Source organism: Paenibacillus sp. GCM10012306, assembly GCF_042649265.1.
Taxonomy (GTDB): Bacteria; Bacillota; Bacilli; order Paenibacillales; family Paenibacillaceae; genus Paenibacillus_AQ.
The window spans coordinates 409,950-425,204 of sequence record NZ_JBHRYW010000001.1; the positions used below are offsets into that span (position 1 = coordinate 409,950).

Annotated in this window: 11 protein-coding genes; 10 read left to right on the forward strand and 1 reads right to left on the reverse strand. The window is 51.3% G+C overall.

The window, feature by feature from the left end; genetic code table 11:
* Positions 1-130: 130 nt before the first annotated feature.
* The 6 genes from ACFORK_RS01800 (at position 131) to ACFORK_RS01825 (ending at position 7,381) form a co-directional block, all read left to right on the forward strand.
* Positions 131-709 (forward strand): DNA-3-methyladenine glycosylase I, encoded by a 579-nt coding sequence (locus ACFORK_RS01800; RefSeq protein WP_379195009.1) that lies wholly within the window; start codon positions 131-133, stop codon positions 707-709.
* Between the two features lie 86 nt (positions 710-795).
* Entirely contained in the window at positions 796-1,848 is a 1,053-nt protein-coding gene (gene prmA, locus ACFORK_RS01805) for a 50S ribosomal protein L11 methyltransferase (RefSeq protein WP_379195011.1), read from the forward strand.
* A gap of 2 nt (positions 1,849-1,850) precedes the next feature.
* Positions 1,851-2,534 (forward strand): site-2 protease family protein, encoded by a 684-nt coding sequence (locus ACFORK_RS01810; RefSeq protein ID WP_379195013.1) that lies wholly within the window; start codon positions 1,851-1,853, stop codon positions 2,532-2,534.
* A 156-nt stretch (positions 2,535-2,690) separates the two neighbouring features.
* Complete coding sequence (locus tag ACFORK_RS01815; protein ID WP_379195015.1) at positions 2,691-3,455, forward strand: RsmE family RNA methyltransferase; 765 nt, start codon at positions 2,691-2,693, stop codon at positions 3,453-3,455.
* 3 nt (positions 3,456-3,458) lie between these two features.
* Entirely contained in the window at positions 3,459-4,793 is a 1,335-nt protein-coding gene (gene mtaB, locus ACFORK_RS01820; protein WP_379195018.1) for a tRNA (N(6)-L-threonylcarbamoyladenosine(37)-C(2))-methylthiotransferase MtaB, read from the forward strand.
* A gap of 386 nt (positions 4,794-5,179) precedes the next feature.
* A complete protein-coding gene (locus ACFORK_RS01825) occupies positions 5,180-7,381 on the forward strand; it encodes a translocation/assembly module TamB domain-containing protein (RefSeq protein WP_379195020.1) in 2,202 nt (733 codons plus the stop codon).
* Positions 7,382-7,568: 187 nt separating this feature from the next.
* On the opposite strand, the gene ACFORK_RS01830 is transcribed toward ACFORK_RS01825, so the two are convergent.
* Entirely contained in the window at positions 7,569-8,555 is a 987-nt protein-coding gene (locus ACFORK_RS01830; RefSeq protein WP_379195022.1) for a Na/Pi cotransporter family protein, read from the reverse strand.
* Between the two features lie 93 nt (positions 8,556-8,648).
* On the opposite strand from ACFORK_RS01830, the gene ACFORK_RS01835 reads away from it, so the two are divergent.
* The 4 genes from ACFORK_RS01835 (at position 8,649) to ACFORK_RS01850 (ending at position 15,218) form a co-directional block, all read left to right on the forward strand.
* Positions 8,649-10,052: a class I SAM-dependent rRNA methyltransferase gene (locus ACFORK_RS01835; RefSeq protein WP_379195024.1), complete on the forward strand. Its 1,404-nt coding sequence runs from the start codon at positions 8,649-8,651 to the stop codon at positions 10,050-10,052.
* A gap of 447 nt (positions 10,053-10,499) precedes the next feature.
* Positions 10,500-11,558 (forward strand): helix-turn-helix transcriptional regulator, encoded by a 1,059-nt coding sequence (locus tag ACFORK_RS01840; protein ID WP_379195026.1) that lies wholly within the window; start codon positions 10,500-10,502, stop codon positions 11,556-11,558.
* A 118-nt stretch (positions 11,559-11,676) separates the two neighbouring features.
* Entirely contained in the window at positions 11,677-13,482 is a 1,806-nt protein-coding gene (locus ACFORK_RS01845) for an ABC transporter ATP-binding protein (RefSeq protein ID WP_379195028.1), read from the forward strand.
* The gene (locus ACFORK_RS01850) at positions 13,479-15,218 is read left to right on the forward strand and encodes an ABC transporter ATP-binding protein (RefSeq protein ID WP_379195030.1); all 1,740 of its coding nucleotides are present in this window, start codon (positions 13,479-13,481) and stop codon (positions 15,216-15,218) included. Before ACFORK_RS01845 ends, ACFORK_RS01850 begins: the two co-directional genes overlap by 4 nt.
* Positions 15,219-15,255: the final 37 nt, after the last annotated feature.

The following is a 15,255-nucleotide window of genomic DNA, read 5'->3' on the forward strand; positions in this document are numbered from 1 at the left end:
GAAAATAATTCAAAATATTAACCTTATTTTAATGGGGAGAACCTTGTGTTCCTCCCTTTTTTTCGTATACATTAAGAAGACGTTGCCAAGGAAGGGCAAAAGAATCAGTCTATAAGACACCACGGCATTAATGAGAGAGGAGGAGATGACGATTAAAAGGTGTGATTGGGTCACCGCTGATCCCTTATATATCGCTTATCATGATACGGAATGGGGACAACCTTTGTATGATGAGAGGGCGTTGTTCGAACTGCTGATACTGGAGGGGATGCAGGCAGGACTAAGCTGGTTTACAGTGCTGCAAAAGCGGGAGCGGTTCAGGGCGGTCTTTGACGGTTTCGATCCCGAGAAGATTATCGCTTATGGGGAGTCGAAAGTCGACGAACTGATGCAGGATGCCGGAATTATCCGCAATCGGCTGAAAATCCTGTCCGTGATCAATAATGCGCGCGTCTATCAGGAAATTATCCGGGAGGAAGGCAGCTTTGCAAGTTATTTATGGAGCTTTGTTGGCGGAACGCCTGTCCTGAATCACTGGAAGAGCAGGGCCGAAGTGCCTGCCAGCACCCCGCAATCCGATGAGATGAGCAGAGCGCTGAAGAAGAAAGGCATGAAATTCGTCGGCACCACGATTTGTTATGCCTTTATGCAGGCTTCCGGCATGGTGAATGACCATACCCTGGATTGTTTCTGTCGCAGCCAAGATTAACTCTGTCTATGCGTGCAGTTTGGCACTCAGGCAAGGAGAAATGTTATACTGGTAATGTTCGCAAATTTAAGGAGGATTCCAACAAGATGTTATGGCATGAAGTTACGATACATACAACCGAAGAAGCTCAAGAAATGATATCCAATTTTTTATATGAAGCAGGCGCAGGCGGTGTTTCCATCGAGGAATCCGGCATACTGGGCAAAGAGCGGGATACCCGCTACGGTGAACTGTATGACGAGCCGCTGAATGATATTCCCGAAGGGGAAGCAGTAATTAAGGGGTACTATGCAGAATCTGTCGACATGGATGGAGTGATTGCGGAGTTGACTCCCCGTGTAGAGGAACTGCGGGAATATGGCATTGATCCGGGCAAGGCTCAGATCTCCTGGAAAACTGTAGATGATGAAGAATGGGCACATGCCTGGAAACAGTATTTCAAACCGCTGCGTGTATCGGAGCGTTTGACCATCAAACCGACCTGGGAAGAGTATACGCCGGAAAGTCCAAACGAAAAAATTATTGAGATCGACCCTGGTATGGCCTTTGGTACAGGCACACATCCCACGACAGCTCTATGCTTGCGGGCACTGGAGAAGAATATCACAGGTGGGGAAGAAGTCATTGATGTCGGTACCGGGTCCGGTATTTTGGCGGTCGGCGCGATGCTGCTGGGCGCAGGCTCTGTGTTGGCGCTGGATCTTGATCCCGTTGCTGTAGAGAGTGCTGCGGAGAACGTGGCGTTGAACCGGCTTGAAGATTCCATTACTGTAAAAGAAAGTGACCTGCTGTCGCTACTGGGCGGCGAAAAGGCTGCAGATACGCCAGCCGGAGACATGTGGCCATCGGCAAGACCAGAGGCTAATGCCTCTGTACAGCCTGAGACCAATCCTGCTGAGGACAGCCTTGGCGTTACGCTGCCAGTGCAGATTGTGGTAGCTAACATTCTCGCAGAGATTATCGTGTTGTTCACAGATGATGTCTACCGGGCGCTGAAGCCAGGCGGCATCTACATTACCTCTGGCATTTACAAGGACAAGGAAGGTCTGGTGTCACAGGCGCTGACGGCTTCCGGCTTTGAGATTATCGAAATTACCCGTGAAGAAGATTGGGTGGCATTTACAGCCGGAAAGAGGTAAAGATGGATTTCTTGCAAAATTTTATTAGTATTCCGCTTGAACAGCTTCCGTTCTTTTTGATCACACTACTGATCGCATTTACTGTGCATGAATTTGCACATGCATATTTTGCCAACAAATTTGGCGATCCTACTGCACGGCTGATGGGCCGTATGACGCTGAACCCTGCCGTTCATTTTGATTTCCTGGGCGTTATTTTGATGCTGCTGGTCGGTTTCGGTTGGGCGCGGCCTGTTCCGGTTAACCGGGACAACTTCAAAAACCCCCGCCTGATGGGCATTATCGTCTCGATTGCAGGACCAATCAGTAACCTGCTGCTGGCGATTATCGGAACATTGATCTACGCGGCGCTTCTGGCGACGGGAACGATCGAAGCGATTACCAATGTTCGGCTGCTTCAAGCCGTGTATTTGTTCTTCGGCATGTTCATTCAGTGGAACTTCTTCCTGTTCCTGTTCAACCTGATCCCGCTGCCACCACTGGACGGCTATCGGATTGTCGAGGATTTGGCCCCACGTCCGCTTCGCGGGCGACTGCAGCAGTATGAGCAATGGGGAAGCCTGATTTTCCTACTGATTCTATTTATTCCGGCACTAAGAATGTACACGATTACCCCGCTGCATATTTGGGGCGATGAAATGACCCGAGGTTTTCTAAGGCTGTTTCTCTGGATGTTTGGCAGCTAACGCGGGGGAATAAGGCTGGTCACAACATGGCAAACGTTGTATGATGGTTTTTGGCGTTAAGACGGCAGATTATGTTGCGCCGGATGACGGGAGTCAATCTGCAGAGGCAGGTCTGGCGTCCCCCGGCGCCTGAATAACGAACAGGATGTTGATACGATGCAACGATATTTTGTGACGCCGGAGCAGTTCAGCGGCGATACCGTAACTATCGGCGGCGAGGATGCTCGCCATATCGCCAAGGTCATGCGCGGCAAGGAAGGGGACAAGCTGATTGTCAGCGATGGGTCCTCCCGTGAAGCCTTGGTTGAGATTGTTCAGATTGAAATCGGAGAAATTACGACGAATGTAGTGGAAGTCCTGGAGATGACGCATGAAGCACGCGTCAAGATCACAGTAGCCCAAAGCCTTCCCAAAGGCGACAAGATGGAGACCGTGATTCAGAAATGTACCGAGATCGGTGCCGTGTCCTTTCAGCCGTTCCTGTCAGAGCGCACTATTGTGCAATATGACGAACGTAAGGAAGGCAAGCGTCTGGAACGATGGCGCAAAATCTGCAAGGAAGCCGCGGAGCAGGCCCACCGGAACATTATCCCTCTGGTAGAGCCGCCGGTATCCTGGAAGCTTTTGCTGCAATCGTTTGCGGAATATGACGCCGTGTATTTTTGCTATGAGAAGGAAGAGGGCTTGCAATTACGCAGTGCCGCGGCTCCAAAGCTTGAAGCCCTGAAGAACCAGTCTATTGTCAAAATAATGGTGGTAGTTGGACCAGAGGGCGGCTTTACGACCGATGAGGCCGTGAAGGCTGAGGCAGCCGGAGCTGTGCCTGTGGGCCTTGGATCGCGCATTCTGCGCTGCGAGACGGCAGGGATGGTAGCTGCAGCATGCCTGTTATATGAATCCGGAGAAATGGGGGGAGCTTGAGAGATGTCATCCGTAGCGTTTTATACGTTGGGTTGCAAAGTTAATTTCTATGATACCGAAGCCATCTGGCAACTGTTCAAAAATGAAGGTTACGAGCAGGTGGATTTCGAGGGTACCGCCGATGTGTATCTGATCAATACCTGTACGGTTACCAATACCGGTGATAAGAAGAGTCGCCAGATGATCCGCCGCGCTGTGCGCCGCAACCCTGAGGCCATCGTAGCTGTTACAGGCTGCTATGCGCAGACGTCTCCAGGGGAGATTCTTGATATTCCTGGTGTCGACCTAGTTATCGGCAACCAGGACAGAGATCAAATCATGACGCATGTGAAGAACATTCAGCAGTCGCGCCAGCCGGTGAATGCGGTTCGCAATATCATGAAGACGCGTGAGTTTGAGGAAATGGACGTACCGGCCTTTGCTGACCGGACACGGGCGTTCCTGAAGATTCAGGACGGCTGCAATAACTTCTGTACCTTCTGTATTATCCCTTGGTCGCGCGGACTGTCCCGCAGCCGTGATCCGAAGAGTATTGTCACGCAGGCGCGTCAGCTTGTGGAATCCGGGTACAAGGAATTTGTTCTGACCGGTATTCATACCGGCGGCTATGGTGATGACCTCGACAACTATCGTCTGTCCGACCTGCTCTGGGAGCTGGATAAGGTAGACGGACTGGAGCGGGTGCGCATCTCTTCCATTGAAGCTAGTCAGATTGATGAGAAGCTGCTTGAGGTGCTGAATCGTTCCTCCAAAATGTGCCGTCATCTGCATATCCCGCTGCAAGCTGGACATAACGATGTGCTGAAGACGATGCGCCGGAAGTATACAACCGAGGAATATTACGCCAAAATGCAGCTGATCCGTCAGGCTATGCCGGATGTCGGCATTACTACGGATGTCATTGTCGGATTCCCGGGAGAAACCGATGAAATGTTCCGCGCCGGATATGATTTTATGAAGGCGGTCAATTTCTCGGAAATGCACGTATTCCCGTACTCCAAACGGACAGGTACACCGGCTGCTCGTATGGATAATCAGGTGGATGAAGAGATCAAGAATGCCCGTGTGCAGGAACTGATTGATTTGTCAGAGGAAATGCAGCTGGCGTACGCGCAGAAGTTCGTAGGCCAGACGCTGAACGTGATTCCTGAACGGTCTGCGAAGGATGCTCCAGGCCGGAGCACACAGCATGGCTTCAGCGACAATTACTTGCAGGTCTTCTTTGAAGGCGATGATTCCCTGCAAGGTGAGCTGTGCCAGGTGAAAATCACGCAAGCCGGCGTGAATGAATGCCGTGGCGAGCTGATTAGTGTGAAACAGGCGAGTCTATCGCTTTAAAATTTGCAGAGACAAGAGCCAAGCAGCGATTCCTCAGAATAATTTGGAGAAGCTGCTTGGCTTTTTTTATGTTCTACATAAGATGAACAAAAGAAAATAACAAGAAGTGAGAAGAAACGGAGAGGAAAGTTTGGAACTGTAGGAGCGGAGCGTTTTTTTAAGAAGATGTAGTAGTCGGCAGACAAATTTCGCATAAGGCGATGGAACTGCTTTTCACGGAATTTTTATAGTCATAAAGTCCTGAATTATGATTTCCAGCCCCCTTAATTTCAGAAAGAGTAAACACTTCGATGCAAAATGTCGATAGTAGTGGAAGAGTGTGGGAATGTACCCTCCCAGGACAACATCAGAAATGAAGGAGAGAAATGATGACTGTGAACAGGAAAATGACGAAGTTGCTTCTCATCATAGCACTGCTGGCTACCGTAGTATTCCCGGCAAGTGTCTTTGCGGAGAAGGGGGACATCAACTCGATTGAGTTTGAGAGTTCGGCCAAGCTGGATCTGGTTGTAGGGCAGTCACCGAAACAGTTGAGAGTGTTCGCCAATGTGGAAGGGTCTACCTCCAAGAAAGATGTGACGGGCGCAGTGAGCTGGAGCTCCTCTAATACTACTACTGTTAAGGTTGTGAATGGTCTTGTGACCCCGCTCGACAGTGGTACAGCTACAATTACTGCGATTTATAATACTGCGTTGACTACAATCGAGGTCTCGGTTACCCATCCGTTTAAAGACCTGAAGATTGAACATAAAGATGGCATTTACAAGCTGGGAGACAGCGAAGAGAAGCGGACGATTAAAGCAACGGTGCTCGGTGGAAAGTCCATTACCGAAGCGACTGATGTTACCAAAGATGTTGAATGGTCCAGCTCTGACACCAGTGTATTGACGATATCGGATGGTAAAGTCAATCTTCTGAAAGAGGGCAAGTCTACCATTACAGCGAAATACAAAGGCTTGACGGCTACATATAAGGCTGAAGTAGAAGTTGCTTATACTGAGATTGAAATCAAGCAGAACGGCAAGGTGGTCAAGGATATTGAGACTCTGATCGGGGACAATCCTATCAAATTGACGGCGTTCAGCAAAACGGCTACGGCATCGGAAGCGGAAGATTTAACTACCAAGGGAGACTGGAGCTCTTCTAATCCAGCTGTAGCTACAGTTAAGGACGGGGAACTCAAAGTTCTGACTACGGGTAAAACAGTGATTACGATTACAAGTCTGGGTGTCAAAGCCTCCGTAGATGTCTATGTCCGTTCGCCTTATGAAGCCCTGCTGCTGACACCTGCCAAGGAGCAGACACTGTTCATGGGCGAAGTGCTGGATGTGAAGGCAGAGGTAAGAGATGCGGTTAACTCCACTTTGAATGTATCCCTGAACGCCACCTGGACATCCAGTGACCAACTGGTGGCTACAACTAAAGCAGCAGCTGATGCTGCAGACATTACAGCCAAAGGTGTGGGCGATACTACCATCAAAGCCGAGTACAGAGGAATCAGCAGAGATATTAAGGTGAAGGTGCTGCCAACTCTTACAGCATTGTCTATCGAGAAGACCGAGCAAGAGATGTTCAGAGGCGATACGCTGGGCCTGCCAAAAGTAGATGGAACCAAACTCGACGGCAGCAAGATTGATCTCACCCAAGAGGTAGAGTGGACGTCCGGCAATGCAGAGATCGCGCTGATCAAGGACGGCAAGATTGAAGGCAAAGCTGCAGGTACTGTCACTCTGTATGGTAAAATTAAAGAGGGCGGCGCCACCGCGTCCAAAGCGGATATCCGCAAGAAGAGCGTGGAACTGAAACTTACAATTCAGGATAAAGTACTGGTATTGATCGGATCTGAGGACAACCTTGTGGTGGTGACCGGTGAAGAGAAGGCGCTGCCTACAGTAAAAGCGGTTATGGAGAACGGGGACGAACGTGAGACCGCGGATAAGATCAAGTGGGAGATTACCGGCACGAACGCCGTACTCAAGACGAGCACAAGCGGTCAGACCATTAAAGGTCTCACTAAAGGCAGCGCGAGCCTGAAAGGGACGTATGCTAACAAGACTATCTCAATCCCGGTAACCATTGAGCAGAAGATCACCAAGATTGTGGTTGAACCGGCTTCACTGGATCTGAACATCAAGAGCAGTAAGACAGTTAAAGTAACAGCTTATTATTCCAATGGAAAAACTGGTAACCTGTCCAGCAGCATCAAATGGGAATCCAGTAATCCTGCAGTGGCTACGGTAACTGGCTCTTCCGTAAAAGCTATAGCTGAAGGCACGACTACATTGAATGGCTCCTATCAAGGCATTGATATCAGTCTGAAAGTCAACGTAATTCCTAAGCTGACCAAGCTGACCGTGAATGAAACACGTCTCAAGCTGGCTCCAGGCGCCAAGCAAACGATAGTGGTAACAGCTCAGTATGATAATGGTAAAACGGTTGATGTGACAGGTCTTGTAGCTTGGACCAACTCGAAGCCATCGGTAGCCAAATGGTCAATTGGCAGCATTACAGGACTGGCAAAGGGTTCGACATCCTTTAAGGGCAAATACGACGGCAAGACTGTAACGGTCTCTGTCACAGTTAAGTAATTGCAGCATTATGCTTAAAAATAGTTGAAAGACAGAAAGAACTGCAGACCTGATTATCGGGCCTTTGCAGTTCTTTTTTTATGACGGGCATCTTTTCTTCTTTGTATTAGATGAAAAAGCCCAATTGAAGTATAATAATACAGCGACAGCAGAAGAGCCGGTAAGGTGTATGCTATGGAACCGCATATTAGGACTGGAACCGGGTCTCCAGCCTGGACCATAACTGCAAGTAGCACAGCGGGAGGACGAGCGCGGAGCAGACGACGTTGAAAATGGTCTGGGCGTGCGCAATCTGTGCGCCAGAGCCTCCGCCAATCCAGGCGGACAGGCTCTGCAGCGGGCCGATGAGCGGCAGGAACAGCAGCGCGCCGCCTACGTTAAGTGCTACATTCGTCCAGGCGACGAAGGTTCCAGCCATGGAGCCGCCGATGGATGCGATCACGGCGGTGACGCATGTGCCGACATTCGCGCCCAGCACAATGGCAATCCCTACTTCGGTTGGCAAGGCCCCCGAGGTAGCAACCCCGATGGCCATACCGATAACAGCAGCGCTACTGTGTACGAGCGCTGTCAGGCAGGCACCGGCTATGATGCCCCAGAGGGCGCTGGTGGCCGCATGATCCAGGAACCACCAGTACAGTCCGTTTTCTTGCAGCGCAGGGCCGATCGACTGCATGACTTTGATGCCCCACAGGACAAGCGAGAAACCGGCGATAGCTAGGCTAGTGTATTGGAGTGGCGTGGATAACCGCCGGAGCGATAACGCTGCGGGATGGTTAGGCGACAGCTCACCCAGGATGACCGCAACACCCCACAGGGTGAGTGAGACGGCCAGTAGTGGCGAGGAATAGGAACTGATCTGCAGTCCAATCAGTTCCGTAGTCAGGCATGTGCCGATGTTGCTGCCGAGAATAATGCCCAGTGTGCGGGCATAAGTAAGCAGCCCGGCATTCACCATACCGATCGTCAGCACGGTGACAGCGGTGCTGCTTTGCAGCAGGGCGGATAGCAGACTGCTGGATATCATGCCTTTTAGCGGCGTAGCCGTTGCTTTATTCAATCCGGCCCTTAGCAGCGGGCCAGCTAGCCGGGTCATGGACGTCTCCATGAGCTTCATACCGGCCAGAAAAATAACAAGACCATATATGACAGGGAACAACAGATCACGGATCATAACAACATGCTCCTTTGACTGGGGTTGTACACCAATATATGAATGCAGCGCAGTAGACATGTATAAAACCATAAGATCAGGGAGTTGAAGTCATTGGCATCGGTAATTTTGGAACGCAGCCGTAAAAAAAGACTGGAGCAGGGCCATCCATGGGTATATGGCAGTGAAGTGGCCTCAGTAGAAGGAGAGCCACAAGCTGGTGGATTGGTCGATATTCTGAATCATCAAGGCCGCTTTCTGGCATCAGGATACTATAACCCGTCTTCACAGATTCGGGTCCGCGTCGTCTCCCATCAGCATCTGGAAGAGATGGACACAGCATTCTTCGTGGAGCGGTTCACGAACTGCCTGCGTCACCGGAATCGCTTCCTGCCCGGCGCAGACGCATACCGGCTGGTCTACGGCGAAGCCGATTTTCTGCCGGGACTGATTGTGGACCGGTTCGGGGATGTTCTGGTCGTGCAGCTGTTGACGCTTGGTATGGACAAGCGGCGTGCAGAGATTGTAGAGGCGCTGGTGCAGGTGATGGCACCGCGCGGGATTTATGAGCGCAGCGACGTTAGCGTGCGCGAGCTGGAGGGACTGGAGCAGGTAACCGGGCTTCTTTACGGGGAATGTCCCCGTCATGTGACGGTTACCGAGAATGGTCTGAAGCTGATCGTAGATATCGTGGAAGGCCAGAAGACCGGTTACTTCTTCGATCAGCGTGAGAACCGGGCCTCGATTGCACCATTAATGACAGGCTGGGGGGAACGCAGCGGTATTACACTGCAGGAAGTGGAGGCCGAGGATGGCTCCCGCCAGGTGCTGCCAGTTAACAAGAGCGGCAAGACCGTGACCTTCCCATACTGGGATGGGGCTACAGTATTAGAATGCTTCTCGCATACAGGAAGTTTCACCCTGCATGCCTGCAAATACGGAGCCAAGAAGGTGACCTGCCTTGACGTATCCGCTCATGCAATTGAAAGTGCCAAGACCAACGTGGAGCTGAATGGATTCAGTGACCGGGTGGAATTCGTGGTCGATGACGCATTCCAATACTTGCGTAATCAGGTGAAGGGGCTGGAAGAACGCTCTGAACGTGCCACCGCAGGAGCGGGACAGTCTGCTTCTGGCGCCAAGGTGGCCAAGAGTGATACCGCCAAGCCGATGACCGCTGGCGGCGGACGGACCTTTGACGTCGTAATTCTGGACCCGCCTGCTTTTGCCAAGACTAGAAGCGCGGTAGCAGGAGCTTGCCGCGGATATAAGGATATTAACTTGCACGGCATGAAGCTGGTGAACGAAGGTGGGTATCTAGTAACGGCAAGCTGCTCCTATCATATGCAGCCGGATCTGTTCCTGGAAACCATCGGCGAAGCGGCCAAGGATGCTGGTAAAGTGCTTAGACTGGTAGAGTGGCGTGCCGCTGGCAAGGACCACCCGCAAATTCTCGGTGTGGATGAAGGGCATTACCTGAAATTCGCGATCTTTGAAGTGCGAAGCAAGAGTAATTAATCCTCCCGTTGGGTACGCTGGAAATGTGAGCTATGCCTTGACGTGAAAATAGGAAGCTGCCTTCCTAACCAGAATAAGAGTGTCGAGAATGTCTACGGACTTCTCGGTGCTCTTTTTTATGTGTGGAGACTAGAGGCAGTAAAGTACTCTTTGATTTTATATAAGACGAATGAAAAAAAGTAACAAAAAGCCAGAAGGAACGAAGGGGAATGGTTGGAACTGTAGGAGCGAAGCGTTCGCCTTTGTCACCAGATTTCAACCGTTGGAATCGGTAATAAAGAAGAAATTTGGGGACAACAGCGACCGGAAGTCCAAACATTCACCGTAGTGACGAGCGAGCTTTAATAGATAATCTTAAACTCGTCTCACTCCATTGATAATAGTTCTCATTTGCGTATATAATGAACCCAAAGCAAGAGGAAGTGGGGTTAAGGAATGGGACATAATGTGAACGTATACGATCATGAAAGAATAGATGCTCAAAAGACACTTGCTTGCGAGGGATTCAGCCATACCTACCGTCTTGACGGAGGCCATTTCGAAATTAAGCCTCCGGAAGAGATAGGGGCTGGGGCTTGCCGCAGTTTGCTCACCCGAGGAAATATTCAGATGACCAACTTCAGCCTTACTTTTAACCGGGACATACAGGCTAACGGAGAGTTCCGCTCTCCACGGACAGAGTTGGTGTTCTGTCTTGGGCATGGAATTGAATGGGGTACTACGCTTAAGGGTGATACCTTTGGCCTTGACACAGGGCAGAGCGCTTTGCTTTATGGCGGCGTACGGGCTGAGAATTGTCAGTATGTGCGGGATGCCGATTATCGGTTTCTCAGCTTGGATATGAGCCCAGAGCAGTTCAAGCGGATGACGAGTGGACTGACCGAGGATGAACGGCTTCGTTTTACCGGAAATGAAGCCGTATTTTTCAACAAAAATAGGATTACGTCTTCTATCCGGCTTGTTCTGTCGCAAATTTGGGAATGCCCCTATAGTGGAGGTGTTAGGGAGCTCTATTTGGAAGCGAAAATGCTAGAGCTGTTCGCCGTCTACCTCAATGAATCGCTGTATGAAGCGGAGCGGATTCCACAAACCGTTCGTCTCTCCAAAGACGATATGGCCAGCTTACAGCAGGCCCGGGAGATTTTACAACGGGACTATATCGAGCCACCGACACTGGCAGCACTGGCCCGGAGCATCTGTCTCAACGAATTCAAGCTCAAAAAAGGATTTAAGGAAATGTTCGGCTATACCGTGCATGCCTATGTGATTGAACAACGGATGCAGCAGGCCCGTCATTTGCTGGACCAAGGCAGCGTGACCGTGACGGAAGCCGCGTACCGTGTAGGGTACGGCAATGCCAGCCACTTTGCGGCCGCATTCCGCAAGAAATTCGGGATTCGGCCCGGAGAATATGCCCTTCGTTCCCGGGGGGCAGGTCCGAGCCGGACAGGATGGTTGGCTGATGACGTTCAGGATGGGAATTTGCCTGGATTGCTCCCTTTTTGATTCATAATAATCCCGTAAGGAGTAGAGCCGGACAGCATTGCTCCTCTAATATAGTGCACAGAGAATGATTCTCAGTGCACTTTTTTTGCGCTTTTAAACAAAATTGGAGGAAGATACTGTGAGTAAAACCAAAACTGGCCTGCCCAGACTGCTGGAAATCGCCGGAGAAAAGAGAGCTCTTCTGTTCCTATCGGGTGTATTGTCCTCCGCCAGTGCTTTGCTGATGCTGGTACCGTATATCTCCGTATACTTTGTGCTGGCGGAGCTGCTCCGCCACGCTTCGACGCCGGGACAGGCGGACGGGAGCTACATGATGCAGTGGGGACTTATAGCGCTGGGCGGTCTGGTCTTAGGGCTGATACTGCTCTATGCCGGGGGGATGTGCTCGCATATTGCAGCGTTTCGCATCCAGTACAATCTCAGGGTGCGAATGACCGAGCATCTCGGCAGACTGCCGCTCGGTTACCTCACAGGTACCTCAACCGGTGCGGTCAAAAAAACACTGGAACAGAATGTGGAGAAGGTGGAGAACTTTATTGCGCATAAGCTGCCTGATCTCATTAGTGCTCTGGTTACGACCATAGTGATGATCTTTGCCATGTTCTGGCTGAGTCCTCCGCTGGCGATTGCCTGTCTGGTGCCGATTTTGCTAGGCTTTATTGCTCAAACGCTGCTGATGGTAGGGAGCAAGGGCAAGGAGGGCATAAAGCTGTATTATGATTCCCTGGAACAGATCAATGCTTCGGCCGTGCAGTACATCCGGGGGATGCCTGCGGTGAAGGTTTTTGGGCAGACTGTCCATTCGTTCCGCAAGTTTTACAGTGATATGGTCAATTATCGTGATCATAGTTTGGAAATTACAGACCGGTATCAGAACGGCTATATTCTGTTCAAAACGCTGTTGTCATCTATGTTCACCTTTATTTTGCCGGTAGGGGTTTTTCTATTGAGCGGTCAGCCGGATAATATGTCTTTTGCTATAGTGCTACTATTCTTTCTAGTGATGGCTCCGGGAATTTCCGCACCACTCTTCAAGCTGTTGCTGCTGGCCTCCAGTACGCGGGATATCGGAGAGGGAGTGGCGCGAATGGATCAGCTTCTGGCTCAGACCCCGGTGCCAATTCCGCAGGATCCGGAGTCACCGTACACTTTTGACATCGAATTTGCGGAGGTTACCTTTTCTTACGGAACCCCTGAGGACAAGGCTGCTGATGCTTTGCAGGGAGTGTCTTTCCAGGCGAAACAAGGGCAGGTTACTGCACTGGTAGGTCCTTCGGGATCTGGAAAATCAACCGTAGCGAGCCTGATTCCACGCTTCTGGGACCCGCAATCCGGGACAATCAGTATCGGTGGCGTAGACATCCGCCGAATGGCGCTGGATGATTTGATGAACACGGTCGCTTTTGTCTTTCAGGAGACCTTTCTATTCTATGATACCCTCTATGCGAATATCGCCGTAGGCAAGCCGGGGGCTTCGCTGGAAGAAGTACAGGCTGCGGCGAGGGCGGCACAGTGTGATGATTTTATCTCCAGACTGCCGAAGGGCTATGATACGTTCATCGGTGAAGGGGGCGTCTATCTCTCTGGCGGGGAGGAACAGCGAATTGCCGTAGCCCGGGCGATTCTCAAAAATGCACCGATTCTGGTGCTGGATGAAGCGACTGCTTTTGCCGACCCAGAGAATGAACATAAAATGCAGCTGGCGCTTACTGAACTGATGCGCGGCAAGACGGTTATCGTCATCGCTCACCGGTTGTCCTCGATTCGTGATGCGGAGCAAATTCTAGTGCTTCGGAACGGGACCATTGCAGAGCGTGGAAACCATGGGGAGCTGGTGCAGAAGGAAGGACTCTATGCCCAGATGTGGCACACTTACAGTGATGCTGGAGACTGGATTATCGAGAAAGGGGGGGCGCTGACGTGAAGATGCTGCATAATATTACCGCTGGTCATCCAGAGAAATTGCTGAAGCCTGTCCTGTATTCGCTATTATCCAATCTGGTGAACGTACTGCCTTTTGCCCTGATTATTGAAGCGGTGCGACTTATTTTTGCACCTTTTATTACGCCGGGAGCGGTTCTGCAGACCGAACGTCTGTGGTGGGTTTGCGGCGGATTGGTGGGATCAATGCTCCTAATGTATCTCAGCGAGATTCCAGCTTACCGTGCAGCTTATCGTGGGGCCTATGAAGTGGCTGCACAGGGCCGGGCTGAACTTGCTGAACATTTGCGGAAGCTCCCGCTGGGCTATTTGACCCGGCGTGATCCTGGCGATCTTGCCAATATGATGATGGGTGACTTCTCTCTGGTGGAAAGCGGACTCTCCCACATGCTGCCCCAACTGGCCGGGGCTTTCGTTCTGCCGGTCCTTGCGCTAGTTGGTCTGATCGTGCTGGATTGGCGCATGGCTCTCTCCATGTTCGCCGCCCTGCCCGTAGCTCTGTTGATCATGTATGTAACGACGGGGTTGCAGCGCAAGCTGGGCGCAGGGCACATGAAGGCCAAGCTGAATGCGGCGAACCGTCTGCAGGAGTACCTGAACGGTATTCGCGTAATGAAGGCCTACAATTTGACTGGAGACAGGTTTGTCCGCCTTGACGACTCGTTCAAGGTTCTGATGAAGGAAAGCATCAAGCTGGAGGGGATATTCGGTCCAGTTATTTTGTTGGCTTTGGCTCTTTTGCGCGCCGGTTTAACGCTTCTGATCTTCGTGGGCGTCCAGCTTCTGCTGGGTGGAGAGATCGGTATCCTGGAGCTGGCGGTATTCCTCATTATCGGGACTCGTATCTATGATCCGCTGAACACGGCTCTCTCCAATTACGCTGAATTCCGCTATAACGAGCAAGCAGGCGGACGGATTGTGGATCTGCTCCATGAGCCGGTAATGACCGGGAACACCGAACCCCTGCCCGCTGATCGTGGAATTCAATTCGATCATGTAACCTTCAGCTACGGCGGAAAGCCGGTGATCAAGGATTTGAGTATTACAATGCCTCAGGGGACCCTGACAGCCATTGTAGGACCCTCGGGCAGCGGAAAAAGTACCGTGCTGCGGCTAATCTCGCGGTTTTACGATCCGGATCAGGGACGTGTCCTGCAGGGGGGAAGCAGCTTGCGGGAAACAGAGCCGGAGCATCTGCTGAGTTCGATCTCGGTGGTGTTTCAGGATGTGTACTTGTTCCAGGACACAATCGGCAACAATATCGCCTTTGGACGGCCGGGGGCTACAAGCGAAGAGGTACGGCAGGCCGCTCAAATGGCGCGTTGTCATGATTTCATCATGAAGCTGCCGCTAGGCTATGATACACCGGTTGGTGAGGGTGGTAGCACGCTATCCGGTGGGGAGAAACAGCGCATTTCCATCGCTCGCGCTATTCTCAAAAATGCGCCAGTGGTGCTGCTGGACGAAGCCACAGCCTCGCTTGATCCGCAAAATGAAGCTGAGATTCAGAAAGGGATTGACGCCCTGATCACAGGGCGGACTGTTATTGTCGTCGCTCATCGGCTTAAAACGATCCGCGGTGCCGACAACATCATCGTGCTGGAGGACGGCAGGCTGGTGGAACAGGGCCGTCATGAACGTTTGCTGGAGCAGGGTGGGCTTTACGCCAAGCTGTGGACCTTGCAGCAGGAATCCGGCGGCTTTCGCATATCATCGTAGTACTATAATCTGTTTATTGTAACAAGAGCCTGTCGTA